General features: G+C 68.0%; 23 protein-coding genes, 3 pseudogenes and 1 other annotated feature. Of the genes and pseudogenes, 9 read left to right on the forward strand and 17 right to left on the reverse strand.

Features of this window, described 5'->3' with window-relative positions; translation table 11 throughout:
- The first annotated feature begins 18 nt into the window (after nucleotides 1-18).
- From FVE89_RS11415 to FVE89_RS11440, 6 genes and pseudogenes are all read left to right on the forward strand, one after another.
- Nucleotides 19-804 carry a hypothetical protein gene (locus FVE89_RS11415; protein ID WP_160534113.1) on the forward strand — a complete coding sequence of 262 codons (786 nt, stop codon included), beginning with the start codon at nucleotides 19-21 and terminating at the stop codon, nucleotides 802-804.
- A gap of 17 nt (nucleotides 805-821) precedes the next feature.
- Nucleotides 822-1154, forward strand: a complete 333-nt coding sequence (locus FVE89_RS11420) for a hypothetical protein (protein ID WP_160534114.1) — start codon at nucleotides 822-824, stop codon at nucleotides 1152-1154.
- A 618-nt stretch (nucleotides 1155-1772) separates the two neighbouring features.
- Nucleotides 1773-2078 carry a metalloregulator ArsR/SmtB family transcription factor gene (locus tag FVE89_RS11425; protein WP_122160821.1) on the forward strand — a complete coding sequence of 102 codons (306 nt, stop codon included), beginning with the start codon at nucleotides 1773-1775 and terminating at the stop codon, nucleotides 2076-2078.
- A 215-nt stretch (nucleotides 2079-2293) separates the two neighbouring features.
- Nucleotides 2294-2816, forward strand: a pseudogene (locus tag FVE89_RS11430) (IS3 family transposase); the annotation flags it as partial.
- Nucleotides 2571-2687: a sequence feature (AL1L pseudoknot), on the forward strand. It overlaps the preceding pseudogene by 117 nt.
- A 506-nt stretch (nucleotides 2817-3322) precedes the next feature.
- A complete protein-coding gene (locus FVE89_RS11435) occupies nucleotides 3323-3946 on the forward strand; it encodes a sigma-70 family RNA polymerase sigma factor (protein ID WP_342389903.1) in 624 nt (207 codons plus the stop codon).
- Nucleotides 3947-4114: 168 nt separating this feature from the next.
- The gene (locus FVE89_RS11440; RefSeq protein WP_160534116.1) at nucleotides 4115-4378 is read left to right on the forward strand and encodes a hypothetical protein; all 264 of its coding nucleotides are present in this window, start codon (nucleotides 4115-4117) and stop codon (nucleotides 4376-4378) included.
- A 208-nt stretch (nucleotides 4379-4586) separates the two neighbouring features.
- Here FVE89_RS11440 and FVE89_RS11445 read toward each other — a convergent pair.
- Nucleotides 4587-4823: pseudogene (locus FVE89_RS11445) on the reverse strand (KUP/HAK/KT family potassium transporter); the annotation flags it as partial.
- Nucleotides 4799-5330: pseudogene (locus FVE89_RS31100) on the reverse strand (transposase); the annotation flags it as partial. The pseudogenes FVE89_RS11445 and FVE89_RS31100, both read right to left, overlap by 25 nt.
- A gap of 459 nt (nucleotides 5331-5789) precedes the next feature.
- On the opposite strand from FVE89_RS31100, the gene FVE89_RS11450 reads away from it, so the two are divergent.
- Nucleotides 5790-6617, forward strand: a complete 828-nt coding sequence (locus FVE89_RS11450) for a GGDEF domain-containing protein (protein WP_160534117.1) — start codon at nucleotides 5790-5792, stop codon at nucleotides 6615-6617.
- Between the two features lie 539 nt (nucleotides 6618-7156).
- Here FVE89_RS11450 and FVE89_RS11455 read toward each other — a convergent pair.
- The 6 genes from FVE89_RS11455 to FVE89_RS11480 form a co-directional block, all read right to left on the reverse strand.
- On the reverse strand, nucleotides 7157-9283 hold the full coding sequence (locus FVE89_RS11455) for a catalase (protein ID WP_160534118.1): 2127 nt from the start codon (nucleotides 9281-9283) through the stop codon (nucleotides 7157-7159).
- A 78-nt stretch (nucleotides 9284-9361) separates the two neighbouring features.
- The gene (locus FVE89_RS11460) at nucleotides 9362-10012 is read right to left on the reverse strand and encodes a cytochrome b/b6 domain-containing protein (protein ID WP_116655318.1); all 651 of its coding nucleotides are present in this window, start codon (nucleotides 10010-10012) and stop codon (nucleotides 9362-9364) included.
- Nucleotides 10013-10021: 9 nt separating this feature from the next.
- The gene (gene mbfA / locus FVE89_RS11465; RefSeq protein ID WP_116655319.1) at nucleotides 10022-10978 is read right to left on the reverse strand and encodes an iron exporter MbfA; all 957 of its coding nucleotides are present in this window, start codon (nucleotides 10976-10978) and stop codon (nucleotides 10022-10024) included.
- A gap of 79 nt (nucleotides 10979-11057) precedes the next feature.
- Nucleotides 11058-11969 carry a DNA starvation/stationary phase protection protein gene (locus tag FVE89_RS11470; RefSeq protein ID WP_160534119.1) on the reverse strand — a complete coding sequence of 304 codons (912 nt, stop codon included), beginning with the start codon at nucleotides 11967-11969 and terminating at the stop codon, nucleotides 11058-11060.
- 158 nt (nucleotides 11970-12127) lie between these two features.
- On the reverse strand, nucleotides 12128-12820 hold the full coding sequence (locus tag FVE89_RS11475; protein ID WP_116655321.1) for an ATP-binding protein: 693 nt from the start codon (nucleotides 12818-12820) through the stop codon (nucleotides 12128-12130).
- Nucleotides 12821-13117: 297 nt separating this feature from the next.
- Nucleotides 13118-14221 (reverse strand): glycosyltransferase, encoded by a 1104-nt coding sequence (locus FVE89_RS11480; protein ID WP_160534120.1) that lies wholly within the window; start codon nucleotides 14219-14221, stop codon nucleotides 13118-13120.
- 398 nt (nucleotides 14222-14619) lie between these two features.
- Between FVE89_RS11480 and FVE89_RS11485 the strand changes: the two genes are divergently transcribed.
- Together FVE89_RS11485 and FVE89_RS11490 are read left to right on the forward strand one after the other, a co-directional pair.
- On the forward strand, nucleotides 14620-14931 hold the full coding sequence (locus tag FVE89_RS11485; protein ID WP_133250861.1) for a hypothetical protein: 312 nt from the start codon (nucleotides 14620-14622) through the stop codon (nucleotides 14929-14931).
- A gap of 205 nt (nucleotides 14932-15136) precedes the next feature.
- A complete protein-coding gene (locus tag FVE89_RS11490) occupies nucleotides 15137-16459 on the forward strand; it encodes a type II restriction endonuclease (RefSeq protein ID WP_116655324.1) in 1323 nt (440 codons plus the stop codon).
- A 680-nt stretch (nucleotides 16460-17139) separates the two neighbouring features.
- Here the strand turns inward: FVE89_RS11490 and FVE89_RS11495 are convergent.
- The 9 genes from FVE89_RS11495 to FVE89_RS11535 form a co-directional block, all read right to left on the reverse strand.
- Nucleotides 17140-17625 (reverse strand): hypothetical protein, encoded by a 486-nt coding sequence (locus FVE89_RS11495; protein ID WP_160534121.1) that lies wholly within the window; start codon nucleotides 17623-17625, stop codon nucleotides 17140-17142.
- A gap of 94 nt (nucleotides 17626-17719) precedes the next feature.
- Entirely contained in the window at nucleotides 17720-18094 is a 375-nt protein-coding gene (locus FVE89_RS11500; RefSeq protein WP_116655326.1) for a response regulator, read from the reverse strand.
- 5 nt (nucleotides 18095-18099) lie between these two features.
- Nucleotides 18100-19893 carry a PAS domain S-box protein gene (locus FVE89_RS11505; RefSeq protein ID WP_116655327.1) on the reverse strand — a complete coding sequence of 598 codons (1794 nt, stop codon included), beginning with the start codon at nucleotides 19891-19893 and terminating at the stop codon, nucleotides 18100-18102.
- 1288 nt (nucleotides 19894-21181) lie between these two features.
- On the reverse strand, nucleotides 21182-21916 hold the full coding sequence (locus tag FVE89_RS11510) for a DUF4396 domain-containing protein (RefSeq protein ID WP_116655493.1): 735 nt from the start codon (nucleotides 21914-21916) through the stop codon (nucleotides 21182-21184).
- 8 nt (nucleotides 21917-21924) lie between these two features.
- Nucleotides 21925-24381 (reverse strand): heavy metal translocating P-type ATPase, encoded by a 2457-nt coding sequence (locus tag FVE89_RS11515; protein ID WP_116655330.1) that lies wholly within the window; start codon nucleotides 24379-24381, stop codon nucleotides 21925-21927.
- Nucleotides 24382-24449: 68 nt separating this feature from the next.
- A complete protein-coding gene (locus FVE89_RS11520) occupies nucleotides 24450-24941 on the reverse strand; it encodes a DUF305 domain-containing protein (RefSeq protein ID WP_116655331.1) in 492 nt (163 codons plus the stop codon).
- A gap of 56 nt (nucleotides 24942-24997) precedes the next feature.
- On the reverse strand, nucleotides 24998-25330 hold the full coding sequence (locus FVE89_RS11525; protein WP_116655332.1) for a four-helix bundle copper-binding protein: 333 nt from the start codon (nucleotides 25328-25330) through the stop codon (nucleotides 24998-25000).
- Between the two features lie 412 nt (nucleotides 25331-25742).
- Nucleotides 25743-26219 carry a hypothetical protein gene (locus tag FVE89_RS11530; RefSeq protein ID WP_116655333.1) on the reverse strand — a complete coding sequence of 159 codons (477 nt, stop codon included), beginning with the start codon at nucleotides 26217-26219 and terminating at the stop codon, nucleotides 25743-25745.
- Between the two features lie 91 nt (nucleotides 26220-26310).
- Nucleotides 26311-26523: a heavy-metal-associated domain-containing protein gene (locus FVE89_RS11535; protein WP_116655334.1), complete on the reverse strand. Its 213-nt coding sequence runs from the start codon at nucleotides 26521-26523 to the stop codon at nucleotides 26311-26313.
- Nucleotides 26524-26625: the final 102 nt, after the last annotated feature.

Raw genomic sequence — 26625 nt, forward strand, 5'->3', positions numbered from 1 at the left:
GGCCCAAAGGAGGACGCCGTGATCGCGACCATCCATTCCAACGACCGCACCGGCCTCCTGGCCGCAGCGCTGGTGGCCGGCGGCCTGACCGCCGCCGGCACCCGTCCGACCGTCGTCGCCGTCGGCGCCAACGGCGCCCAGGCCTGTGGCTTGGCACGCCTCTCGGGTTCGTTCGACCTGCTCCGCCCCGATCCCCGCGACGCGGCGGCCATCCTCTCGGGCCTGGCGGCGCGGTCGGAACGCGACGTGATCGCCGTCCTGCCGACGGACCTGCTTCGCGAGGGCGGTCCGGGCGAACCCGGACACCTGCGCGTCGTGGCCACGGCGTGCCGGCTGACCGCGGCCCAGGCCCTGCACGCGACCGCGTCGGGGGCGTGGCACCTTCGGTGCGACAGCGAGCTCGGCCAGCCGGCCTGGCGGATCGCCCCGCGCGTCCTGCCGCTCCGGCTGCCGAGGCTCTCGCCGCTGGAACAGATGCGGCTGCTCGCGGGCGATCTCGGCGAGGGCATGCGGTACGCGGCGGTCGCGCTCGCCGCCACCCTCCTCGCCGTGTCGGCGGATCCGGACGCCGAGCGCTTCGAGGCGGGTGACCTGGCCGCGCTCATGTCGCCGCTCGCGCCGGCCCGGGACTGTGCCCTGCACGAGCGGCTCCTCGACTGCGCCGCCGCCCTGGGCGACCCGGTTCTCCGGGACGCGCCCGTCGACACCGCCGAGGCCGCCGGCGACCGCGTCCGCAAAGCCCGCCCGACGCCGGTGGCGACCGCTCGCCTCCGCGCCACGCAACCCGCCCGCCTTCGCGCCTGACGAAAAGGACCAGAGCGATGATCAACCGCACGAAGCCGAACCGCGTCTCGTTGGCTCCCCGGCCGCGCGTCGCCTCGCCCGGGACCGCTCGTCCCGGTCGCTCCGGAAGCGCTCGCCGGGTGCGCGCCGGGGCGGGCTCCTCGCACGCCCGGATCAATCAGGGCGACCTATCCCGCGACCGGGCGCCGACGGCGGCCCCGCGCCGGGACGCGAACGCCTACGAGGCGTTCTACGCCTTGTCGGCGGACGGGGTGGGCCTGCTCGATCCCGGGTTCGACGACTGGGACTTGGACCCGTGCGTCCTCGTCGGCCTGGCGCCGAACGGTGGCGGCGAGCGGGACGACACGTGACCGTTCTTCCGAGCGGCCCGCGACCGGCGTCCGGACGACGCGGGCCGGGACAGGCCGGCTTCCGCTTCGCCGCGGGAGCCGCGGCCCGGCGAAGGATCAGCCTTCCGGGTTCCGGAATCCGTATGGCACCTGTGACGGGTATCGCTACGCATAATCCGTTACGGGTTGCGATTTCCGGGCATGATCCGAGAGCCGGGGAATGGGGAAATTGGCCGCGAGCGGAGAGCGCTCGGTCGTGTGCGGCCCGAGCCGTCCCCATGAGGGCGCCTCGGAATCGCCGCGTCGGGATTGCCGCTTTGCCGCCAATGACCGAGGTAGACGGTGGAATCGGCGACGGTTCGGGTCCGCCCGGCGTGCCGGAGTATGGAGCCGGGCGGCGTGGTCACACGTCGGCTCGCGGCCGATCTCGGCGCCGATGTCGGTCGATCCGATACCCTCACGACGTCGCGCCGAGCTGATGGGGCGAGACTTCCGAACGCGAAGCAGCCCCGCCGCGGTCGCGAAGGATCGCACCCTCCGGCATCGACGCGCCTCGCCGAATGCCGATAGCGGTGCGGTCGTGCTCGACGCATCGAGTAAGGGGTTGCGCGGCCCGTTACGCTTCTTCATGCTAATTCCATGGAGATCGAATTAGCGGCACGACAATTGGAGGCGCTCGGCAATCTGACCCGCCTAAAGGTGTACCGTACGCTCGTCCGGGCGGGCCATGACGGTCTGCCGGTCGGTGCCCTCCAGCAGCGCGTCGACGTGCCGGCCTCGACGCTCTCCCATCATCTGCACCGTCTGATCCATACCGGACTGGTCGTCCAGGAGCGCCGAGCCACGACCCTGATCTGCCGGGCGGCCTATCCGGCGATGACCGATCTGGTCGGCTTCCTCGGCGAGGGAGGGCACGGCGGGGGATCGGCCGGATCCGCTTCGTGAGGACGTGATGAGTACGAGACGACGACGGGGCATGGAAGCGTCGTTCGAACGGCGCTGTTCGACCGCGGCGGCCCGTCGTGGCCCGCGCACTTGCGCGCGGGCGGGCGGCCCGGACCTTGACCGGCGCGGGATGCTCGCAGCGGGGGGCGCAAATCCCGGGGCCGAAGCGGTCCGCGCCCAGATCGAGCACGCCGGCCGTCGTGGGGCCCATAGCCATGACGAAGCATACCCCGCCCTTCTCCCTTCAGGTTCGCGAGCGGACCGTCCGGCTGGTGCGGGAGCACGGGAGCGAGCACGGCTCGCGATGGTTCGCGATCCGGTCGATTGCCGCCAAGATCAGCTGCACAGGTGAGACGCTGCGCAACTGGATCCGGCAAGCCGAGAGGGACCAAGGCGGGCCGGTCCCGCGAGCGAAGAGCGCGAGCGGATCAAGGTGCTGGAGCGGGAGGTGCGTGAACTCCGGCAAGCTAAGGAGATCATGAGGAGGGCATCGGCGTATTTTGCCCATTCGAAGCTCAACCGCCAGTCCAAGCGATGATCGCCTTCATCGACGGTCACAGCGCGCCCTACGGGGTCGAGCCGATCTGCTGGGTGCTGCCGTTCGCCCCGTCGACGTACCACGCCCACGCCGCGCGACGGGCCGATCCCGGCAGGCTGCCGGCTCGGGTCAAGCGGGACGCGACGCTCGTGGTCGCGATCCGGCGTGTGCACGCGGCCGAATTCGGCGTCTACGGGGTTTATGGCGCGCCGTCTGTTCCGGAGAAGCGCCTCTCCGTACGCTGGAGGATGGTGCGGATCGAGGGCGCGCCGCACCTGCTGATCGAGTTGGCCGAGAACAGCGGCCCGCCCGTCACGCCGCCGACACGAGGGGGTTCGGCCCGCGGCTGGTACAGCGTGGCCTCGCGCAGGAACTCGGGGGCGGGATCAAGCTCAACTTCGCAGCCGCCGGCCTGTTCTGCGTCATCACCTTCCCGCTCGGCGGGACGGCCGTGCCGGAAGCCGGGGGCGCAGCCATCCCCACGGCGCCGTGTCCGTGACGCCCGGCCGGTTGCCGACCTGAACGGCGGCCTCAGTCTCCGTTCAACGACGCGTTGCCAGAAGGTCCCGGCTCGATTGCCGGCTCCGAGAAAGGCCGGCAGGCGTCAGGAGGAGGCTCTTCGATGCGTTCCGGGAAACACTGTCACCGGCCCGTCGCGGGCGAAGTCGGCGCGTCTGCGAGGTCGGCTCGCGGTTTGCCTGCGTCGGTGCGCGACCACATCGGCGCCGAGTTGCGGGCAGCCTACGCCGGCTTCGAAGCGGGCGACCTCCCGGGCCGCATGCTCGACCTGCTTTCCCGTCTGGACGGCGCCCTCTCGCGCGAGGCGGCGGCCGCCGGAGCCGCCTTCCGGGACGGGCTCATGAGCGCCGTTCCGGGCTTGCGGGCCTTCGCGCTATCGCTCGGGGTCGACGCGACGCAGGCGGAGGACCTCGTGCAGGAGACGCTGATGAAGGCGTGGGCCAACCAGCACCGGTTCCAGTCCGGCACGAACCTGATGGCTTGGCTGTGCACCATCTTGCGCAACCATTTCTACACGGAGTGCCGCAAGCGCAGGCGCGAGGTCGAGGATGCCGACGGTGCCCTGGCGGCGAAGCTGACGGCGCCAGCCGCCCAGGAGCACGGCTCCGACCTCAGGGCTGTCTGGGAGCACCTCGGCGGATTGCCCCCGTTGCAGCGTGAGGCTCTGATGCTGGTCGCGGCCCGGGGCATGACCTACGAGGCCGCGGCCGAGGTGATGGGGTGCCAGGTCGGCACCATGAAGAGCCGGGTCAGCCGTGCCCGCTCCTTCCTCGTCGAGTCCCTCGGCTTGGCGGAGACGTCCGCCGCGTAGGCCTTGGACGCAGCATCGGGCCCGGCTCGCTCGCGGTCAGAGTTCCCCCCACCGGGCCGGGCATCTGGCCGCACAGGCTTGCCGGGTGGCCCCGCTGCGGTCCGCGACGTCGATGCCTATCTGCCACCGGCCGCCAGCCGGCCCTTTCCCTCAACCCGTGTTATGCGTATGACCGAGAATGCGGACGACGAGATCACGTGGCTGGTGCTGACCCTGGCCGAAGAGGCAGACGTCTCCGGGGCAGCCGTAGGCCTGATGGTGGAGCGGCTGCGCCGCATGGAGGACGAGGCCCGCCTGGGGGGGGCCGACAGCCAAACGTTACAGCGGATCATGTCCGGTCGCCGCGTTCTGGGTGACAGGGTGGATTTCGGGCTGGCTCCGCGGGTACCGGTCAACCGACAGGGGGTCGCCGTAGGGCGGCGTGGATCCTGAACCGGCCTCAAGGCACGGGAGGCAACGAGTCGTCGACAGCCGGAAAGTCGACTGCTCGACGTCAGGCGAAGGGGCATGAAACCGGACCGTAGTCATAGCCCACCGGGCGATGCCCGAACCGTCGTGGCCCATGATAACCGCTACGCTCTTCCACAACCTCGCGGTCCACTGGACCAGGCCGGTAGTTGGCCCGGGTCGCCACCAGGGGCTACGTGGGGTGCCGGCTGGTCAGCATCAGGCAGGCCACCCCTGCCGCCACCGGCAGCGGTAACCGGACGCCTTCGAATAGCTTCAGCGTGCAAGCGCTGAAGAAGGTTCGGTTTACAATCAGAAAGAAGCCATTGCATGCCAGTACGAACGATGGGTTCAAGCTCCAGCGCAGGGCGATCAGCCTTGCCAAGACGGTGTTGATCGTCATCATCAGCGACACCGCAATGTCGTAGGCGCCCGAAACTGCAGGGCCCGATCAGCCGGAAGAACAAGCATGATCCTCGGAGAAGCAGCCGTGAAATGGTTGCGGTACTTCTCCGCCTGGAAGCGAAGACTTTGTGGATCGTCTCACAGAGGTCGCCGTCGGTATGGGCCGCCGCGCTGCGCAGGAGCGCTTCCGGTTTCGCGCAGGTACATCCAATCGGTTTGAACTCAGGGGAGCATGGCGGGAGTACGTGAGCCGGGCTTTGGCTGCCTCGATGGCCTCGCGTACGCCCGCGACCTTGTGAGCGCCGAGGTTGTCCAGGATGAGTGTGTCGCCGCGTCAGGCTCTGGACCAGCGTGTCGGCCCCGTAGGCGCGGAAGCGCTCGCCCGTCACGGGCCCGTCCGGTGACGAAACCGCCCTTGGCCCACTCGTGCGCAGCCAGCCGATGGCAGTGGCGGTTCCAAGTGCCCGGCTGGCGCCGCGATCCGGCAGTGTTCGCAGCGCGAAGCCCAGTCGTAACGGCGAACCATGCCGGTCAGCGGTCGGATAGCTCCAAAATCCGTCCTGAGCGACGCCGTGGCTTTCGTTTCATCGCTGCGTTGGTGCATCGCGGTTTGACGACCATTCGCCTAGCCGCCCGCCGCCCGCCGCCGAACAAGCGCGGCCGGAGACGTGCCCGTTCCGGCGGGTGATCAAGGCGAGATCCCGAACACGGGCCGGAATCGGGACGGCGGTCGCGGGCGGCCTCCAGGACGGCTCGGCGCGAGGATCCGAAAGGCCAGGTAAAAGGCACGGGTCCGGGCCGTTCGGCCGATGCGCCCAGGATTACGTTAAGATTTCGCTCCGATCGTCGTGTCGCGATGGCGGGTGCCGCCAAGGATGATCCAGCGGGAGCGGCAACCATGCCCTGCAGAGAAGCGACGACACGAGATCCGCTCGACACGCTCCAAGCGTGGCGGAAGGTAGGGACGTGGGCCGCGCTGGTTGCGGCCTGCTTGGTCCTCGCCGCCGCCGACCGCGGCGTCCCGGAGGCGGGAACGGCGGCGCTCTTCATCCCGCTCATTACCCTCGCGGGCTGGCGGCTCGGTCCGCGCGAGGCCTGCAGCGTCGCGCTCGCCGCGGCGGTGCTGAACCTGTCCACGCCGCACGCCGGCGACGCGGGGCTGCCGCCGGTCCTTGCGGTCCTCCAAGGCATCCTGCGCCTGGGCACGAACGCGTTCGTCGTCTGGGCCGTCTGCACCCTGCGCTCGGCATACGACCGCGAGCGGACCGCGGCCCGGCACGACGGACTGACGGGTGCGCTGAACAGGGCGGCCTTCGAGGAGCATGCGCGGACGATTCTGGAGGCCGAGCCGTGCGATCAACGCGTCACCGTACTGGCGCTCGCTGACATCGACGACTTCAAGGTCGTCAACGACACGGGCGGGCATGCCGCGGGCGACGCGGTGCTGAGAGCGTTCGCTGACATCGCCGCAGCGTCTCTCGACGGCCGAGAACGGCTTGGGCGGCTGGGTGGCGACGAGTTCGTGCTGCTGCTGGAAGCCGATACGCTGGAGGCCGCGCAGTCCAGGATTGAGGCCGTGCACCGGCGATTGACGGATGACCTCCGGTCCGCGACCGTTCCTGCGACGGCCAGCATCGGTGCGCTGGTCCTGCAACCGGAACGCCGTCACGACTGGGTCTTTGCGCTGAAGGCAGCCGACCATGTCATGTACGCGGTGAAGGCGTCGGGCAAGAATGCATTGCGGGTCGAGATCGCCGGCATGGTTGCCGCCTCCCCGAATATGTCGCGCCTACCGGCCCGGGCCTTCGCGGTCGCTTGATCGTCGGGTGCGAGCGAACGTGTCGCCCGGCGGCGTCGGGCTGGCATAAGGTAGGCTGTAACACCATTCGTCTGCACCCCGGCCTGCGCATGCCCTTGTCCGAGAGATGCTCAGCCGAAGTGCATCGCTCCACCCCACCGTCAGACCGGTCAAACAAGGTGCACCCCGGTCACGTGCTGTGTTCTTCGTGAGCAAGCACGGCGGAGCTTGAGCGCATTCCGGAGCAGACTGGAGTCGTTCTAACCCGTCTTATTCACGAGGGCAGTGGACCTTGGTTGGCGAGCGTAGCGTAAGACATTGATGGGGCTTAGGGATTGGGTGCTGACGCCAAGCCCCCAAACCAGATCGAGCCCGCCACGCCCGCCATGTCCGACCCTACGGTGCTCCCGTTCGCGTTTCGATCCGTAGCCAATTTTCGAAGGTCGTTCGGGCGGGTGTCTCGCGGCCCCAGCTATGGCCCTCGCTAGCTATGGTCTCACGAACGGACGGGACCGGTTCGGGGGGGCGACGGCCTGCTGCCGATGGGCCTGCTGCCGATGTCACGGACAGCCGGCATGCACCGCCGGCTCGCGTTCCCAGTACCGCAGCTTGCCACACCGCAGAACGAACGCCGTGATGTCGCTGGGACTTTTCAACTCGATGCAACCGTCATCCAGCTCGGTGACACCCGCCTTCTCGAAGAGCGGCTGTGCGGTCTCTACCCAAGCGATGAACTTGGCGTGCGCGAAGGCATCGCTGACGAAATCTCGCGCTGTGGCCTCCTGCGCCAGCAGCGTTCCGCCCGCTCCGGAGGGTAGAAGTGCCACGGCATCGTACAGAACCGAAGGACCGCCGTTGATCTTCTGCTGCGTTGCAACGGTACTACCGTCGCTCGCCGTTACACCGCCGACGGTCGGCGCGACGAGTTCCAGCATTGCGCCCTCCGCCGCGAGAGCCTTCTGCAAGGTCTTCAGCAGTTCGGCATCGACCCCGTCCGTGACCAGAGCTCCCACCTTGCGTCCCTTGAGACTCCTTGGTCCGTTCTGAACGATGCTCAGGGCCGGCGAGGCCGGAAGGTCCTTTCGAACCGGACGCGCCGGTTCCGCCGCAGATGGCAGCGTCTTCAGCCCAAGACCGTCGGCAACCTTCCTGGCCAGTTCCTCGTCGACATTCAGTAGATGCGAGATCATCCTCGCACGGATGGCGGGTGTCTCGACCTTGCTTAGTTCGAACACGAATGCATCCTTGATGTGGGTCTGCTCCGGCAGCGTCTGACTCACGTAGAACTGCCGCGCCTGGCTGTAATGGTCGGCAAACAGCTCGGCCCGGATGCGCAGTTTGTGGCCACTCTCCTCGACCGGAGCGCTGCGGAAGCCGCGATCTGGGGACTCCCGGGGCCCGCCCGCCGTCCCGCCCCAGGAATTCGGCTCGTAATTTGCCCGGCCCTTCGGGTTGTGCAGGGCCATGTGACCATCCTGCTGGAACGTGTGGAACGGGCACTTGGGCGCATTGATCGGGATGTGCGTGAAGTTCGGGCCACCCAGCCGCTTCACCTGCGTGTCAAGATAAGAAAAGTTACGCCCCTGTAGGAGCGGGTCGTTGGTGAAACCGATGCCGGGCACGATGTTCTGCGTGCAGAACGCCACCTGCTCGGTCTCGGCGAAGAAGTTGTCCACGTTTCGATCGAGGACGAGCCGTCCGACGCGCTGGATTGGCACGAGCTCTTCCGGAATGAGCTTCGTGGCATCGAGGACATCGAAATCGAACGACTTGGCGAAATCCTCGTCGAAGAGCTGAAGGCCGAGCTCCCATTCGGGAAAATCACCGGCCTCAATTGCATTCCACAGATCACGGCGGTGATAGTCGGGATCTGCTCCATTTACTTTCACGGCCTCATTCCAGACCACCGACTGCAGGCCGAGTTTCGGTTTCCAGTGGAACTTGACGAACGTGGATTTTCCCGTCCCGTCCACCAGCTGGAAGGTATGGACCCCGAATCCTTCCATGAAGCGGAAGGAGCGCGGGATCGTCCGGTCGGACATGATCCAGAGAGCCATATGCATGGCCTCCGGGCTCAAGGAGATGAAATCCCAAAAGTTATCATGCGCCGTCTGTGCCTGCGGAAAGCCGCGGTCCGGCTCCTGCTTGGCGGCATGCACCATGTCGGGGAACCTGATCGCGTCCTGGATGAAGAAGACCGGGATGTTGTTGCCGACGAGATCCCAATTGCCTTCCTTGGTGTAAAACTTGACGGCAAAGCCGCGCACGTCACGCGCAAGGTCGGAGGATCCCTTGTTGCCGGCGACCGTGGAGAAGCGCACGAAGACAGGTGTACGCTCGCCGACACGCTGGAAGAGATCGGCACGCGTGATCTCAGACAGCGCCTCGGTGGTCTCGAAGTAGCCGTGTGCGCCAAAGCCCCGAGCATGCACGACGCGCTCCGGAATGCGCTCGTGGTCGAAATGGAAGAGCTTCTCGCGAAGGTGAAAATCCTCCAGCAGGGTTGGGCCGCGGGCGCCGACCTTCAGGGAGTTCTGATCGTCGGCAACGGGAACGCCCTGCTGCGTGGTCAGGAACGGAACGTCACCACCGGCGACTTGATGGGTCTCACCACCTGGGCCGCGCAGGATCTTCGCGTCACCGATGTGAGCGGGTACGAGCTTGTGGGCGTTTGGATCGGCAGCCATTCGGATCTCCGGTTTCGGGCTAAGCCTGCATCGGCGTCGGCAAAGGGAGGTGGGCTTTTCCTGCTCGCGTCAGCGGTCCTACGGCTGGCGCTGCGGCGTTCGGCCGGCCTGTGACGCTGCGCCCGTCGCAAGACTCGCGGGCTGAGATTGCGCACCGGCCGCGGAAAGGACGGGCGTCGGACGGCGAGCCCAGCTCCCCGGCAGCATGCGGCCGAGCACGGCGTCTCTCCAGACGTAGCGGTGAATCAGCGCCGCTGCGGCGTGCAAGCCCGCCAGCGCCAAGATCATCCAGCCGATGGTCCCGTGCAGTTCCTGCACCTGGTGGGTCAGGACGCGGTTTCCAGGGTCGTAAGCGGGGATGCTGACTAGGTTGAAGAGGCTGTCGCCGCGCACCCACACGAGAAACATGCCCACGAGCACCATCATCACGAGCAGCGCATAGAGTCCCCAGTGCGTGCCCTTTGCGAGCAGGTTGAGGGCGCCGGTATCCGGCAGCGGCAAGCGACGCCCGCGTGTGGCGCGCCAAGCGAGCCTCATCAGGAGCAGCACGGCCAGGAGCAATCCTCCGGTGATGTGCACCGAGCGCGCGTCGACGCGGGGAGAACCAGCCGGGAACAGGTCGATGACCTGAGCCCCGATCCACTGAGCCACGACCAACACAGCCGTCGCCCAGTGGAACGCGATGGTGACGGCATCGTAGCGGTCCGCACGAGGGTTCACAGGTTGCATGGCGAAACCTCACGCGTTGCCGATGAGGATGCCGGTGGCGAGCACGAGGGTTCCTCCCAGCATGACCTTGGCCGCAGCCGCGAAGGGCGGCGTCTCCATGAACCGCCACTGCACCCAGGCGATGGCCAACAGCTCGATGACCACGACGACGCCTGCGGCGACGGTGGCCATCACGAAATCGTTGATGAGGTAGGGCAGCGTGTGACCGATGCCGCCAGCGATCGTCATCAGGCCGCACACCAAACCTCGTAGCAGCGGAGTGCCCCGACCGGACAGCTTGCCGTCGTCGGCCAGCGCCTCGGCAAACCCCATACTGATGCCCGCCCCTAGCGAAGCCGCTAAGCCGACCAAGAAGGCGTTCCAGGGATCACGCGTAGCGAAGGCCGCCGCAAAGACCGGCGCGAGCGTCGAGACCGAGCCATCCATTAGACCGACAAGGCCGGGCTGGATCACCTGCAGAACGAAGCGGCGTTGCGCGCCCTCATCCTCGGACGTCCGAACTTCGCCGGGCAGGCGCTTTTGCTGGATCTCCTCGGCCGCTCGCTCGTGCTGCAGCTCATCGGCGGCCAAGTCACCGAGCAGCTTGCGTATGCCGGCATCCGAGGCGCGGGCTGCCGCCTGCTGATAGAAGCGCGCGGCGTCGTGCTCCATTTGCTGCACGTGGCGGCGCACGGCCTCGATACCTTGAGCGCGGACCTGCCAGACAGGCTTGCGCTGCACCCAGCCCCGCACGTCCTGGCGTCGCACGAGCGGGATGTGCGCGTCGAAGCGGGACTGGAACAGGTCGATCAGTTTGCGGCGATGCTCGTTCTCCTTATCGGCCATGTCGCTGAACATCTGGGCACTGTCGGGGTAATCGCTTCGCAGTTCATGGGCGAAGTCGGCGTAGATGCGGCCGTCCTCCTCCTCGCTGGCGATCGCCAGGGCGAGCAACTCGCGCTCGGTCAGGTCGATGAAGGCACGCATGGATGGGGCCGTCCTAGCTTAGGCGTTCGGTGACGAACGGCAGCCCGGTCCTGGCTTGCAGGACCGGGCTGCCTGTTTGTCAGCGCTGGTTCGGGCTGCCCGCCGGGGCATGGGACGGAAGTTCGACGGGCTTGTTGTTGTTGAGATCCCAGCCGGTATTCGGGTCCGTGCCCGTGCGCTGGAGCTGGGCCCGCATCTGCCACTGGTACTTGGCGACCCCGTGCTCAACCTCTTGCAACAGGTTCGAGGTGGTGGGATCGACCTTCTCGGTGGCCTTGATGGCGGTATTCACCTCCTCGCCGACCCGCTTGTAGGCGTTGGTAAACCACACCAGGATCTGGGCATCGTCGAGGAAGCCGCCGGGGATCTCCGGCACACCGGAGGTCTTCACGATGGTGTTGGGCCGCCCGTCCGCCGAGGCGCCGACGGCCAGGAGCCGCTCCGCGATGGTGTCGGCGTATTTCGACAGGCCCTCGTAGTGCTCCTGCAGCAGGAGGTGCAGGGGGTAGTATAGGGTGCCGGATGCGTTCCAGTGCGCCTGCTTGGTCTGAAGCTGGAGCTGCTGCAGCTCGGTCAGGGTCTGCTGCAGGGCAGCCACGTCCTTCTTGTGTCCCTCTTCGCCGGCCCCGAGATCGATCCAGGGCTGCTGGCTGATCTCGTTCGTCGGGAAGGGCCCGATCGGTTGCTGGCTGGTCACCTGCGTCTGCGACGATTGACGGATGTCGCCGATCTGACCGCCTGCCCCCTGCTGTCGCTCGGTTGGCGACTTCTGGCCGCCCAGTTCGGTCTGGCTCGCCTGTGCAAGCTCGATACGCGAGAACACCGTCATGGCGTTCTGCGCCGAAGAGGGAGCCGAGCGTACCCCGGTGCGCGGGCCGCCAGCACCCGTGCTCACGCCGGAGTCCGATGTCGCTCCGGACAGTGCAAGGGCCGGCGTGCAGAGGGCGGATCCGGCAAGCAGAACGACCGGGAGCAGGCGAAAAAATTGCATGAAAAGACTCGCGGCTGATGGCAGAGGTTTGTGCTCTGCTCACGCACCAGGGCAGCAGCAACACAGGCCGAAAACCGGCGCTACATCAGAGCCGTTCCAAACTAAACCAGAGTTTAGCTGAGCTGACCTACGCGGACATATCGGCGGCGGTGGGAAGATCACCCCGGTCGATCGTCGCCGGGCAGAGAATGTCGAATCGGCAGCCACCTCCGGGCGCATCGGTGATGACGGCCTGAACCCTGCAACTCGACGATAGCGGCTACGAGCCCAAGGCCGAGGCCGTTGCCGACGGTGTGACGTGCGGGCTCGGCGCGATAGAACCGCCGAAAGACCTGATCACGTTCCGCCGGAGGAATGCCGGGCCCCGTATCCTCGACGGCCAGGATGCAGATCGCGCCTCGCCGCGACACCTCAAGGCGTACCAAACCGCACGCCGGTGTGAACTTGACAGCGTTGTCAATGAGGTTGGTCACGGCTTCGAACAGGGGGGCGCGGTCGCCGGTGAGGAACGGAAACGGATGAGTGACCTCAAGGCAGATCCGGATGCTCTTGTCCTCCGCGATCGGCTCATAAAGCTCGGCGGCCTCCGCCAGGACTTGCGCCACGTCGACTCGCGAAAATGCGGCACAGCGATGTTTATGCTGGATCTCGCCGATGCGCAGGACGGCGGTGATGATCGACAGGGTCTGATCGAGCCAGACGAGGCTCTGGTCGATCACCTCCTCAAGCTCCGCCAGGGAGTGCGCGCCCGTTCGGCTGCGTTCCAGTCGCGCGCGTAGACGCGTCAGGGGCGTTCGGAGATCGTGCGCGATCGCATCGCCGCCTGTCCCGAAGCCGACCTGATCCGCCATCTTGCGACTGCGCTCGCCCCGGCACCGGCCTGAACGACGGCGCTGCGACGCCCCGACGAACCCGCTCCCCTTCCTCCAGCGCCGACCGAACAATCCCGATCCACACGCGTCAGAACAGACGCGCGATCCCGCGCGCCATCAGCCCAAAACGCAACGTACGCCGATGCCCGATGAATAAGTCGGGCTAATAGTGATGCGCCGCAGGCCTCTGGCCGTCTGCGTGCGTCATCCGCCCCCTTAGGACGGACTGGTATCACCGATGTGAAAAGCGGCTTGCAGTCAGGGCGAGCGCAATTTTCAGACAGTGAATTTTTGCGAAAGTTGCGCTTCGAAGTCGGAGATCGTGCGGAGTTGCGCAAGTTTTGGGCAATAGTTGAAAGACCAGCGTTGATCGGTGCGCGCGACCTGCTTTCCTCGCAAGCCATCGATGAAGGTGTTGAAGCGCTCTCGTTCGATTGTCATCAGGCGCAGGGTTGTAGAGCGCGTGAAATCTGCCGGAATGGCGCGCGCCTTCATCGCAGCCACGCCTTCTTGGACTGCCCGAGGATTGTCATCCACGATCAAGGTCGTGTCCGGGTGAAAGAACGTATCGCGTCCGCCTTTGCTGCGGGTTGAAACGACAGGCAATCCGGCCAAAAGATACTCGATGCTCGCGTACATGGCGCCCTCCAGCTTTGAGAGACATAAGCCAACGTGAGCCGACGCCATTGCTTCATTCACTTGGACGTGATCCATGAACACGACATTGTCGTCCTCGATTTCGTTGATGATTACGTGACCGCGGGGCAGCCCGTGGAGGAATTTATGGAGCTGTGCCTTCTTCAGATCTGGAGACCAGCGACCGAACAGTTTTGTCACATAGGCGCAGCTTGGCACAAGCCGCGCCAATTCATGCCGCTTTAACGGGACGAGCTGCGCATTATAGATTGCATCGTACGTCCGCGGTCGGTCGACGATCGGGTGGAACATGGTCTCGTCAACGAACATGTTCTGCGGCGCGAGGTATACGTCGACGCCGAACCTGCGCAGCGACTCTTCTTCCCCCGGCGTGTTCGCCATGACGATCAGGCGCGCTCGGCGATGGGCTTTGCGAAAACGTCTGTATTGTTGAGCGACTGATAAGGCGAAGGTCGGCCGCTCCAGGCTGTGGGTGACCGCATGAAGGAAAACGAATGGCGTCTCGGGAAAGCGCGCGGCGAGGTAGCTTGCAGCCCCGAACGGCCTCGGTTGCGGTTGGGCGCAGAAGATTGGGGGATCGAGAGACAAGAACAGGCCCGCGACTTGTAGGTCCCTGGACCATGTGCGCGGTTCTCGAACGAAGCAATCGACCAGGCCGGCGGCTTCTGACAGGACCGGTGTTCCAAAAAGATATGGATTGCGGAGGGCGTGCAAACTGAGCATGCGCGGAAATCCGATCCACATATCCGAGCAGAGCTAAGACCGCACGAGTCGGCGGCTGACGCTCGCACAAGCTTGAAAAGGACGGGCGAAAGGCAGCCGTGCCTACATAGGCGCACGTGAGATCGATGCTACTAAAAAGTTGTTCACGCTTTATCTGTCCCAGGACTGGCATCATCGCGAGGCCCAACCTGTTGCTGCTTCGGACGTGCCGCCTTGAGGTGAGCGTTGATGTGCTAGCCGTCCGGACTTATTGGCGCCGCGATGAACAACACTTCGCTCGTCGTGGCCGCTCCATGCTCAGTCGATAGTCTTGCCCCGTGACGCCGCGGGCAACTCGAACGTTTCAGATCCACCATACGATGCGCGCTAACCCAAACCTGACCAGGCGTGAGCTGGCGTTGGCTGTCGCCGACGAGGAGGAGGACGGTCGAGGCTACGATGACTTCGCTCGCGACCTGCAAAACGAACAGCTCGACGGTGCCCGCATGTTCGGCGACATGGCCGAGGAGGAGACTGAATACTGCCGGCAGCTCATCGATCTGTTGTCGAGCGCTTTAACCCGCACACTCCGTTGGCGCAGCGGCAGGAGCCGCGCCTACACCATCACGCAACTTCGTCAGGCTTGTTCCTCGGCGCGGATTGGGCCGAGGCCGACGGCACATGACCCTGGTCGTGCGGACGAGTTCGGTGGGATGGCCGGCGACCTTTAGCGGACGCTCGACGGCCAGTCGGTGCCGGTGACCTCGAATAAGGAGGCGCCGTTCGAATCCAATCGGCTCGACGGCCAGTCCGTGGCGGAGGCCGCCCGGCTTCGCTCGGCGTGAACCGCGCCCGTGAGACTTCCCGATGACAGCGGCAACCGTGGCTTGGATGGTATGCTCCGGACCGAAGCCGGATTTCGGGAATGCTGCGCCGATGCGCCTGATAAATGACACTGGCGCGGAACGCGCCCCCTTGGACGACGCCTGGATCGGCAACCTGATCCGGCATTGGCGCGAGGACCCCGGCGCCTCCTACCGGACCTGGTTCCTGTGGGAGGAGCGCATCAAGAACTTCCGCTCGATCCGGCGCGGCCTCCAGGCGGTCATCGATGAGATCCGGGCCGACGCATTCGGCAACGCCTATCGTGGTTCGTCGCTGGAGACGGTTGTCCACTCCATCGCGGAGCAGCGCCAGGTCTTCAAGGGCGCCGACCACGCCTTCCTCTGGAAGCCGAAGCTGCGCATCCCCGACATCTACGAGGACCGCACGAACCAGGTCGCGTTCGGGCGGTTCCTCGACGCCTGCCTGTGCTGCAGCGCCGAGGACGGGGTGCTGTCCGCCATCCACGCGCTCGACCGGCACCGCATCAAGGGGCTGGGCCCGGCCGCGGCGAACCTGCTGTACTTCCTGCACCCCACCCTCGTGCCCCCGTTCAACACGGCCATCGTGAAGGGCTACAACGCCGTCGCCGGCGCCAACGTGAAGCTCGGCAAGTGGGACGAGTACCTCGCGATGCGCCGGGGCATCGTCGCCCTCAACGCCGGCCACCGCGGCCTGCTCTCCAACGATTACGGCGCCATCGCGGGCTTCCTGTTCGACGTCGGGTCCGGGCGATACCCGCTGCCGGAGCGCGACGGGGCCGCCGCGCTCGCCCGCTGGCGCGAGGACCTCGACCGCGTGCGGTCGGAGGCCGCCGCCACGGCCTCCAAGGCGGCGCTGGCCGCGCGCGAGGCGGACCACACCCACACCGAGGTCCAGGGCTGGCTGCGCGACCTCGGCCTCGCCCTCGGCTTCGACGTCTGGATCGCGTCGAACGACGGCAACCGCCCCTACGGCTCGGGCCGCCTGTCCGACGGCTGCCTCGACCGCCTGCCCGGGCGCGCGACGGCGAACGGCTCGGCCGAGACGGTCCGGCTCATCGACGTGATCTGGCTGGACAAGGCGGGCGGCGACGTGGCGGCCGCCTTCGAGGTCGAGCATACGACGAGCATCTACTCGGGCATCGTGCGGATGCTCGACCTGGCGCTCGGGGTCGAGGGCGGGGCGGCGCGCAACTTCTTCCTGGTGGCGCCCGACAACCGCGAGGATGACGTGCGCGCCCAGTTCGCCCGGCCCGCCTTCTCGCGGGTGGCCGAGCTCGACCTGCGCTACCTGCCCTACAGCGAGCTGCGCGGACACAGGGAGTCGATCGCCCGTTTCGGGAGCGGCCTGAAGGGCATGCTCGCCATCGCCAAGCCCGTCGGGCGTCCGCGCTGAGCCCGGTGACCGGTCCGACGGAGCCGACCCTACCGATTCCGGCGCCATCGCAGTGGCCGGCCGACGTCGCCGCCCCGGAAGCGGAACGTTGGCGGGACGACGACGCCGCACCCGCGCAACTGGATCGGCCGGGCGCGAGCCACCACGGCCGAATCCGCGCACACACCGGCAACGGCGAGACCGTTCTCGCTTCGGCGGCCGGGAACGCTCGTTTTGCTCCGGACGGTAACCGGGCCAGTCGGCCGCCGCGCCGCGTCGACCCCGCTCGCCGCCAACCGCGGCCGCGGGGCGTCGTCCGGACCTCGCGGCCCGGCCCCGACCGGGCTCTCGCCGTCCCAGGGTACCTCGCCCGCGAGGACGGCGAAGCGTCCGTCCGGGAGGTCCGCGAACGGCCTCCGCTCGGCTATAAGCTGGCGCAGCTTCCACCGGAGCAGCCCGGGCGTGATCCTCTGGAACCGCCCGGTCGCCGCGTCCAGCTCCGCGTCCAGGCCGCCGAGGATCCCCTCCGCCGACAGCGCCCCGCCCATGACGAGAAGGGCGTGGACCTCCCGCATGAACCGGCGCCAGAACGGCCGTTTCGCCATCGCCGCGACCGCATCGGCAGGAAGCGGTCCGGTCGTCGCCGCGATGTCGGGCTCGGGCTCGGCCAGCCCGAGCCGGTCGCCGACGAGGGTCAGCCCTTACGGTCGTCCATGAGGCGCAGGAGGGGATAGCGCAGCCAACGCCTCCGTGAGCGGGTGGCCCGCCCGCTCGCCCCCCTCCTCCAGCCGGGTCGGCAGAGCCCTCAGGAGGGGGTGGACCGCCATGGGTCCGCGTTGGCGCGCCGCCGCCGCGACCGCGTCCCGCACACGCCCCCGGAAGTCGTTCGCCGCTCGCGCCAGCTTCAGCCCGTGCGCGGTATCGACGAACCCGGTGCGGGCCCGACCTTGCGGAACGGAGCCCGCCTCGCCCGCCGCGGAAGCGGGCGGCACGCTCCCGGTCGACGGGGCGCCGTCGACACGCACGCGGTCCAGCTTGGCCTGCAGCGCCGCGACGCGCTCCTCCAGGAGGTCGATCCGGTCCAGGGCCTCGTCGAGCGTAGCCCTCGCCATGGCCCCGCGGTCCTCGGCCGCGACGAACCCCTGCAGACCCGCCCGGTCCGCCTCGACCCGGCCCAGCTCAAGCAACCCCCGTCCGATCACCGCGAGCCGCCTCTCGAAGGCCTCCGGTAGGTCCGCCCGCGCGATGGCCGGCCGGGAAGTCGACGTTCGCCCTACCACTTCAGGCGGCGAACTTGCGGATCACCGCCTCGATCCTGCGGCGGTCGAAGGGCTTGCCGAGGACCACGCCTCGCTCCGGGATCCGAGCGGCGTCCCAGGGCTGCGAGGACACCATGAGCAGCTCGATGGGCGGCCAGCGGTCCCGGATCGTCATGGCCATCTGCATGCCGATCGTAGAGCCGCGCATGTCCAGGTCTGCGAACACCGTGCGGATGTCGGCGCGGTTCTCCAGGATCTGGAGCGCCTCGGTCACGCTGGTCGCCTCGACGGCTTCGCAGCCCGCCTGTTCGACGAAGTCGACGAGCGACATCATCAGGATCGGGTCATCCTCGACGACAAGCACGTAAGTCAGGCGTGGGCCTTGGGACTGAGCCATAGGGGTTAATGAACCAGCACTTCAGCGAGCGGCGCGCGGAACTCGGCGCGAAGGCCGACAGGAGCGTAATCGAGGGCGGCCACCCGCGTTCCCAGCAGGCCCATGCGGATCAGCTTCGACCCGAAGCCGCCACGGGTGCTCGGCGGTACCACCGGCGGCCCATCGGTCTCGGCCCAGTCCAACACCAGCGTCGGCGATGGATCGGTCTCGGTGCGCCAGCTGATCCGTACCTTGCCGGCTCCGGCCGACAGCGACCCGTACTTGAGCGCGTTGGTCGCCATCTCGTGCAGGAGCAGCGACAGCGACAGGGCCGCCTGCGGACTGATGTCCAGGTCCGGGCCGTCGAGCGCGAAGCGGTCGAGGTCCGCCTGCATCGCCAGCACGCTCTCCATCACGCTGCGCATTCGGGCGGCGGCCCAACTCTTCTGAACCAACACGTCATGGGCGCGCGACAGGGCGAGCACCCGGCGCTCGAACGCCTCGACCAAGTGCCGTTCGGTGACCCCGCGGAGGGTCTGTGTGGCGATGGACTGCACGATGGCCAGGGTGTTTTTCAGGCGATGCGACAGCTCATGGTTGAGGATGTCCTGCTGCTCTGCGGCACGCTTGCGCGCGGTGAGGTCGGTGACGGTGACGACCGCGCCCACCACCTCTCCGTCGCGGAGCAAGGGAGCGTTGGTGCACGTCACCGGCACCGGCGTGCCATCCTGCCGGAAGAAGACCGTCTCCTCGGCGACGATCGACGTTCCCTCCCGCAAGGCTCGCACGAAGATGCACTCCTCGGCCGGGAATGCGGTGCCGTCCTCCCGGTGATGATGCAGCGTCTCGTGCAGGTTCCGGCCCACCAGCTCGTCGGCGGGCCAGCCGAACAGCCGACCGGCCGGCGGGTTGGCCAGCAGGATCGTGCCGTCAGGGTCGAGCCGGAACACGGCTTCGCTGACGTGATCGGTCACGGAACGCAGGATGTCGGTCTGCTCGGCCAGGGCCCGCTCGACCTCACGCTGGCTGGTGCGGTCACGCAGGATCTTGAGGAAGCCGATCACCGCGCCGGCCTCGTCCTTGAGCGGCATCAGCTCGCCGTTGGCCCAGAACCGCGAGCCGTCCTTGCGCAGGTGCCAGCGTTCGTCGATGCCGCGCCCCTGTTCGAGAGCCGCGCGCATTTCCTGCGCGGGGATGCCAGCGGTGCGGTCCTCCTCGGTGAAGAAGGTCTCGCTGGGGCGGCCGACCATCTCCTCGGCACGCCAGCCCAGGACGTGCTCGGCGCCTGTGTTCCAGGTGGTGATGGTGCCGGACAGGTCCATGGCGACCATCGCGTAATCGGTCGAACTCTCCACGATCGCGCGGTAGCGGGCATCGCTGGCAGTGAGCGCCGTCTGGGTGTCGCGCGTACCTACAACGTCTGAGGTCACATCCTCAACGTAGTGGATCAGGCTCAGCACCTCCCCACCCGGGCCCGTCACCGGCACGGAGAGCGGTCGCCAGTGCCGCTCCACGAACACGCCGTCCGGACCCCGGATGTTGTAGTGCTGCACGGCCATGCGGTCCGGCAGGCCGGTCTGGATGGCACGGTCGAGCGAGGCGCGCAGGTTGCGTTCGCCGAAGGCCTTCGGCGTGGCCGGATCGTCCGGGAAGACCTCGAACAGCGACCGGCCCGTGATCGCCTCGCGCTCGGTCATGGTCGCGCGCAGGTAGGCCTCGTTGACGCCGATGATCGTGAAGGTGGGGCTATCGGCGGCGAGCAGGAGGTACGGGTTCGGAGTGGCCTCGAACACGTCGTGGGACGGAATGGCAGCCCTCATCGGACAGCCTGCGGAAGCTGCGCCACCTCTCCGGCCCGATCTACGCGAGCAAAGGCGTCGGCCACCCGATCCGGGATGGTGACTTGGCGCTCGTGGCGACGTGCGCCGGCTGTAGGCGAAGGCTCATCCAACGGCCCGCTTCTCCAGGTGCAGGTACGCCGGATTAAATGGAGAAACCCGGAGAAGTTCATCCCGTGCCTCGATCATCAGGTAGATCATCGCCTGCCAAACGACCGCAGAGGGGACCATCCAGGGGGCGGCAAAGGTCTGTGAGCGGTCCCCGTGGCTACGGCCGCTTCGATCCATCCGCCGTTCGGCTGGCCTTCTCAGCTCGTTGACGGCGAGACAGCCGCAAAGGCGCGGTTACGTGCCCTGGCTCTCGTGGCACGCCCGATGTCCGTGTCCCCCTGAGCAGCCCTTCACACGGCTAAGCTGATTGAGTGCAGGCCACAGCCGGCTTCCCAGCATCTACGGGACAGCCTGATCCTCCCTGTCCTTCCACTTCCTAAGCGCGCGGCCGATCCCACCGAACGATCCCCAGCCGAGTTCCCTCCGGACCGTCCGGACCGAGACCCGGTCCTAGATGCCGCCGGGCGGCGCCGGCCTGGACCGTCTCCAATCCGCCGCCTTCCAGACCCCGTTTCGCGTGACCATGCCCGCCATCCCAAGCCGTCACCGGCATCATGGCCGCGAGCGGTGAACAAACGGTCGCGTCCCGCCCGCGAACCCCGGTTCGGCGTAGAGGAGGCGCCCAACGGTCACCCGGACCCGTGTAGCGGCATCCCGGAGCCGGCTCCCGGGCCGAAGGACCCCAACCAACCGGGGGAAGCCCTCCCGGTCGCGTGACGCGTACGCCTAACGTTATCCGTTACGCCTACGCCACGGAGGCGCCGCGTACCTCCGGGATGGGTCGCCGCACCCCGGCGCCGGACCGACGTAAGCCCGCCGGCCACCGAAGGCGTAATTCGATGGCCGGGCCCGCCGCGCTACGCAGGTGCCCAGGACCGGCGATGCGCTCCCGATGGCCTGCGCGACGGGCGCCGCCGCCGTGCGGCGACGCGCGGGATTCGGCCAGGGACAGTGGAGGGAGCCCATGCTCCTATCGAGGTGCGAACGCCGCGGGCGCACAATTCACGCCGACGCGAAGCGGTGCCCGTGCTGCCACGCCGCCGCCGGAGCGGAAACGCGCCCTGCCCCGAGCGAGGCCGGCTATTGGATCTGCATGCTCACGACCTCGTGCGCCGTCCTCTGCCGGCTCCTCGTGATCCGCGGGTAGGCGCCGCCCGGCCTACATCCGCTCCTTGATGCCGGAGCCGACGAGCCACCAGTTCACCGGGTAGCTGGTCAGAAATCCCGCCACCATCGCGGCCTGCATGGCGAACCAGAACTCGACCGAGTCCACCGGGGCCTGTCGTCCCGCCAGGAGCGGGTAGAGCCAGAACTGCGTCAGCGCCATGAGGCCGTACATGCCGACCTGCCAGGCGATCAGCGATGCGGTGTCCGCCTTCACCGCCGCCACGAGGCCCTCGCCGGGCGAGAGCCCGCGCATCGGCACGATGGCGTAGTATTGGAACGCGATCCCGAGGGCGTAGGCGAAGACGAAGTCCAGCACCCAGACCGCGTACATCTTCTCCTCGAATAGGGAGTGCCATCCGAACCAGACGGCGACGCCCGGCACCAGGAAGGCGAGCCACTCGGCGGCGACGTCGCCCAGCATGCAGCCGCTGCCGCAGTGGAGCGCGCCCTTGCCGACCATCACCGGGAACGGGGTCTGCGTCATGTTCGGCGGCTTCTCGCCGCGCTCCTTGGCGTGATGGTGCGCCTCCATCGTGGCTAGCCGTCCATAGCGGTAGTACGCCCAGACGACGACGAGCGTCCCGAACAGCGCGCTCACCGGCCAAACGACGTTCATGACCGTCATGTGCTGCGGGTGCCGGATCACCTGCACCGACAGCAGCGCCGAGCAGGCGGCCCCCAGGAGCAGGGACAGGATCGCGAGCGTGTTGAGCCAAGTGGGGAACACGGGCACTCCTAGCGGGGCGGGGCGGGATCGAGGTCGGTCGCCCGCAGGCGCAGGGCATTGCCGATGACGCTGACCGAGGACAGCGCCATCGCGGCCGCCGCGACGATCGGCGAGAGCAGGATGCCGAGGAACGGGTAGAGGACGCCGGCCGCCACCGGCACGCCGGCCGCGTTGTAGACGAAGGCGAAGAACAGGTTCTGGCGGATGTTGCCCATCACCGCCCGCGACAGCCGCCGCGCCCGCACGATGCCGACGAGGTCGCCCTTGAGCAGCGTCAGGCCGGCGCTCTCGATGGCCACGTCCGTCCCCGTCCCCATCGCGATCCCGACGTCGGCCGCGGCGAGCGCGGGGGCGTCGTTCACGCCGTCGCCGGCCATCGCGACCACCTGCCCGGCCGCCTTGTGCCGCTCGACCACGGCGGCCTTCTGGTCGGGCAACACCTCCGCCTCGACCTCCTCGATGCCGAGCCGGCGCGCCACCGCCTCGGCGGTCGTGCGGTTGTCGCCGGTCAGCATCACGACCCGGATGCCCTCGGTCCGGAGCGCCGCCAGCGCCTCGGCCGTCGTCGCCTTGACCGGGTCGGCGATGGCGATGACGCCGGCGACCCGTCCGTCGACGCCGGCGAAGATCGCCGTGGCGCCGTCGCGCCGGAGCTCGTCGGCTTCGGCGTCATGGGTGGATACGTCGACCCCTTGCTCGCGAAGGAAGGCGGCGTTGCCCAGCGCCACGCGGCGGCCCTCGACCGTTCCGAGCGCGCCCTTGCCGGTGGGGCTGTCGAAATCCGTGACGGAGGCGGTCGCGATCCCCCGCTTCCCGGCCGCCGCCACGATGGCCAGGGCGAGCGGGTGCTCGCTCGCCCGCTCGACGCTCGCCGCGAGCCGCAGGAGCGTGTCCTCGTCGAAGCCGGCCGCCGCCACGATCCGGGTCACGGCCGGCTTGCCCTCGGTCAGGGTGCCGGTCTTGTCCATGACCAGGGTCGTGACCCGCTCCATCCGCTCCAGCGCCTCGGCGTTCTTGACGAGCACCCCGGCCGCGGCGCCGCGGCCGACGCCGACCATGATCGACATCGGCGTGGCGAGGCCGAGCGCGCACGGGCAGGCGATGATCAGCACCGCGACCGCGGCCAACAGAGCGAAGGTGAAGCGGGGCTCCGGCCCGAAGGCCATCCAGGCGGCGAAGGCGACAACCGCCACGCCGATGACCGCCGGCACGAACCAGCCCGCGACCCGGTCGGCGAGGCGCTGGATCGGGGCCCGGCTCCGCTGGGCCTCGGCCACCATCTGGACGATGCGGGCCAGCATGGTATCGCGCCCGACCTTGGTCGCCTCGACGACGAGGGAGCCGGACTGGTTGAGGCTGCCGCCGATGACGGGGGCGCCGGCCTCCTTGGCGACCGGCATCGATTCCCCCGTCACGAGGCTCTCGTCCACGGAGCCGCGGCCCTCCACCACCGTCCCGTCGACCGGGACCTTCTCGCCGGGGCGCACGCGCAGGCGGTCGCCGACCTCGATGGCATCGAGTTGCACCTCCTCGTCCTCGCCGTCCGGCCGGATGCGGCGGGCGGTCTTCGGCGCGAGGTCGAGGAGCGCCCGGAGCGCGCCGCCGGTGCTCTCGCGGGCGCGCAGCTCCAGGACCTGCCCGAGCAGCACCAGCACGGTGATCACCGCCGCCGCCTCGAAGTAGGCCGGCACCGCCCCGCCGCGCCCGCGCAGCGCCTCCGGGAACAGCCCGGGGGCGAGCGTCGCGACCACGCTGTAGAGGTAGGCCGTGCCCGTCCCGAGGGCGACCAGGGTGAACATGTTCAGGTTCCGGGACAGGACGGAGTGCCAGGCCCGAACGAAGAAGGGCCAGCCGGCCCAGACCACGACCGGGGTGGCGAGCGCGAACTGGATCCAGTTCGAGGTCTGCTGGCCGAGGCGGTCGGTCAACCCGAGCAGGTGGCCGCCCATCTCAAGCACGAACACCGGAACGGTCAGCACCAGCCCGGCCCAGAACCGGCGCGTCATGTCGACGAGCTCCTCGCTCGGACCGTCGTCCGCACCGACCATCGCGGGTTCCAGGGCCATCCCGCAGATCGGGCAAGCCCCTGGCCCGACCTGGCGCACCTCCGGGTGCATCGGGCAGGTGTAGATCGAGCCCGCCGGCACCGGGTCGGACTTCGCCGCGGCGGAGGCGGGGTCGACGTAGCGGACGGGGTCGGCCTCGAACTTGGTCCGGCAGCCGTTCGAACAGAAATAGTACGGATGCCCGTCGTGCTCGGCCCGGTGCTTCGTCGCGTGCGGGTCCACCGTCATCCCGCAGACCGGGTCCCTCACGCGGAAGGCGCCATCGGACGAGTCAGGTGCGGCATGGCTGTGCGCACGGTGGTCGTGCCCGTGGCCGTGCGCGTGCGCGGAATGGTCGTGGCCGCCGGCACGGGCGTGGCCTCCCGCAGCGTGAGGATGTCCCTGCGACGCGTCGCTCATCACCGCTCCTTCCGTATGGCCGAGGGCCTGGCCGCCGGACCGCGAACGGTCCGGCGGCGCGCGGCGCCTTACCGGTTGCCTTCCTTCTTCGCGTTCTTGTCGAGCCAGGCGACGAGCTCCTGAATGCTCTTCTCCTGCTCGCCGATGGTCTTCTCGGCGAGGCGCTTGCTCTCGGCGTTGTCGGCGCCCTTCAGCGCCGCTCGGGCCATGTCGATGGCGCCCTGGTGGTGGGGGATCATCGCGCAGACCCACGCGACGTCGGGATCGCCCGCCATCATCCCCTGCATCATCGGGCCATTCATCGACATCATCGCCCGCTGCAGGCCCTTCTGGGTCTCGGTCATCTGACTGCCCATGCCCTGCATGGCCTGGGACATGTGCGCCTGCATGTCCTTCACCATCGCCTCCTTGCCCGCCGAGGCCGCCTTGCACGCGTCCGGCAGCCTCACGGCGGATTGCATCGAGCCGTGGTCGTGATCGTGGTCATGGTCGGCCGCGACGGCCGCTCCGGCGCCGGCGAACGCCATGGTCGCGGCAAGGACAAGATAACGAACGAGCATGGTTGCCTCCTCTCATCTGGTGGAAGGGGCGGCCGTCGCCGGCCGCCCCGATTGGCTCAGGCGGCCATCTTGCGGCAGCTCTCGGCGCATCGCCGGCACTGCTCGACGCAGTCCCGCATGTCGCCGACCTGCTCGCAGCTCCTGGCGCAGGCCTCGCACACCTCTGCGCAGGCGCGGCAGGTATGCTTGTGCTCGGGGGTGCCGATCAGCATCAAGTGAGCCGAAGTCCGGCACGTCTCCGCACAGGCTAACATCAGCCGGAAATGCGCCGGCTCGACGTGCTTGCCGCCGGCCGGAAGGCAGTGGTTCGAGGCCATGCCGATGCAGGTCTGATAGCAGCGCAGACACTCATCGACGCAGGACTGCATCTCGTTCGAAATCGTATGCATTTTTAATCTCCATCCAGGTAGTTTTTACTGTTCGATAAACTGAGCTTTACGCCAAAAAGCGATTTTATTGCTCAGCACAGCGCAGTCATAAAGATGGTGAACTGACATCTTGTTCAACGCGAAAGACGAAAATCTTTCGCGGTGACGTTCACGTTTGGAAAGACGGTCCCGCGGCCATCGTGGACCGGTCCCGGCGCGCCGGGATCGCCCGATCACGAACGACCCGATGGGACGCCGCCCTTTCGAGCTCACGGTTCGGCGCGCCCCGCCGGGGCGACCCGAAGCGGCGCCGCCGCTCTTGAGGCGGCGATTGGACAGATCGACAGGGGATCGGTCTCGACGGCGAGGAAGCGGGCGCAGGTCGTGGCCGTGGGCGCATCTCAGGCGTTGCGCGCCTCAGGCGCGCAACGCCTCACGCGACGGTTCGTGGCGGCTTGCGAAGCGCCTCGGGCCCTGCGCCCTCGTGCCCCGCGACGTCGTCCGGGACCATCACGACGGCCTTGAAGAGGGGGGCCGACAAGGATGTCGGGGCGGCGGGAATACCGAGGGTGCCACAAACGGCCGTCCCGCAGCGGCAGCGCTTGCAGGCGCCGGGGCAGCAACCCTCGTCGGAATCGGCGGCTTTGAGCGAGGCCGTCGGCCGAACCGGCATCGTCCCGAAGAAACGCGGCGCACCGGGAAACCTTCCCGTGAGCCCTGGGACGTGCAGCGAGGTTGCGAGGGCCAGCCCAGCAAGCGGTGCCTTCGCATCGACCATTGCCGCCGCGCGCCGATTGTGACCGCAGTGGACATGGCCATCGTGAGCCTCGACAGCGGACGGCGCGACGTAGGCGATGATCGCCAGGATCATCGCCGCCATCGAACGCACCACATGCCGCTTGAAGGCCATCCCGGTCGCCAACCCCGATCTTGAATGCCGCGACGAAGTCACACCCTGGACGAGAATGCCTGCATCCGCATTTGGTTGCCGGCGCGTCCCATCACGCGGTCGCGCGTACCTGCTCGGCCGGGTAGCCGGCGGCGGTGACGGCCCGTGCGATGTGGCCTGCCGGCCCGACGGCGCCGGACACGGTCACGAGCTTGGCCCCGAGGTCCACCGCGACCTGGGCCTCCGGCTCGATGTCGATGATGGCCCGGGTCACGGACTTGACGCAACCTCCGCAGCCCATCTGGTCGACCTTGAAACGATGCATGACGCTCTCCCTATGACGGCGTCACCTCCAGATGGGGCTTCCCATGGTGGGAAGGTCAAGGCTTGAGGAGCGCCTCGCATCAGGCTGGAGCGCGTTCGCTGC

This window comes from Methylobacterium sp. 2A, assembly GCF_009806555.1.
Lineage (GTDB): Bacteria > Pseudomonadota > Alphaproteobacteria > Rhizobiales > Beijerinckiaceae > Methylobacterium.

Excerpts from the sequence above, each read along its gene's own strand:
- FVE89_RS11505 (WP_116655327.1), bottom strand. The coding sequence starts at position 19,893 with ATGAGGGCTGCCATTCCGTCCCACGACGTGTTCGAGGCCACTCCGAAC.
- FVE89_RS11475 (WP_116655321.1), bottom strand. The coding sequence starts at position 12,820 with ATGGCGGATCAGGTCGGCTTCGGGACAGGCGGCGATGCGATCGCGCAC.
- FVE89_RS11480 (WP_160534120.1), bottom strand. The coding sequence starts at position 14,221 with ATGCTCAGTTTGCACGCCCTCCGCAATCCATATCTTTTTGGAACACCG.
- FVE89_RS11440 (WP_160534116.1), top strand. The coding sequence starts at position 4,115 with ATGACCGAGAATGCGGACGACGAGATCACGTGGCTGGTGCTGACCCTG.
- mbfA (WP_116655319.1), bottom strand. The coding sequence starts at position 10,978 with ATGCGTGCCTTCATCGACCTGACCGAGCGCGAGTTGCTCGCCCTGGCG.
- FVE89_RS11460 (WP_116655318.1), bottom strand. The coding sequence starts at position 10,012 with ATGCAACCTGTGAACCCTCGTGCGGACCGCTACGATGCCGTCACCATC.
- FVE89_RS11455 (WP_160534118.1), bottom strand. The coding sequence starts at position 9,283 with ATGGCTGCCGATCCAAACGCCCACAAGCTCGTACCCGCTCACATCGGT.
- FVE89_RS11530 (WP_116655333.1), bottom strand. The coding sequence starts at position 26,219 with ATGGCCTTCAAGCGGCATGTGGTGCGTTCGATGGCGGCGATGATCCTG.
- FVE89_RS11535 (WP_116655334.1), bottom strand. The coding sequence starts at position 26,523 with ATGCATCGTTTCAAGGTCGACCAGATGGGCTGCGGAGGTTGCGTCAAG.
- FVE89_RS11420 (WP_160534114.1), top strand. The coding sequence starts at position 822 with ATGATCAACCGCACGAAGCCGAACCGCGTCTCGTTGGCTCCCCGGCCG.
- FVE89_RS11520 (WP_116655331.1), bottom strand. The coding sequence starts at position 24,941 with ATGCTCGTTCGTTATCTTGTCCTTGCCGCGACCATGGCGTTCGCCGGC.
- FVE89_RS11470 (WP_160534119.1), bottom strand. The coding sequence starts at position 11,969 with ATGCAATTTTTTCGCCTGCTCCCGGTCGTTCTGCTTGCCGGATCCGCC.
- FVE89_RS11425 (WP_122160821.1), top strand. The coding sequence starts at position 1,773 with ATGGAGATCGAATTAGCGGCACGACAATTGGAGGCGCTCGGCAATCTG.
- FVE89_RS11515 (WP_116655330.1), bottom strand. The coding sequence starts at position 24,381 with ATGAGCGACGCGTCGCAGGGACATCCTCACGCTGCGGGAGGCCACGCC.
- FVE89_RS11525 (WP_116655332.1), bottom strand. The coding sequence starts at position 25,330 with ATGCATACGATTTCGAACGAGATGCAGTCCTGCGTCGATGAGTGTCTG.
- FVE89_RS11500 (WP_116655326.1), bottom strand. The coding sequence starts at position 18,094 with ATGGCTCAGTCCCAAGGCCCACGCCTGACTTACGTGCTTGTCGTCGAG.
- FVE89_RS11490 (WP_116655324.1), top strand. The coding sequence starts at position 15,137 with ATGCGCCTGATAAATGACACTGGCGCGGAACGCGCCCCCTTGGACGAC.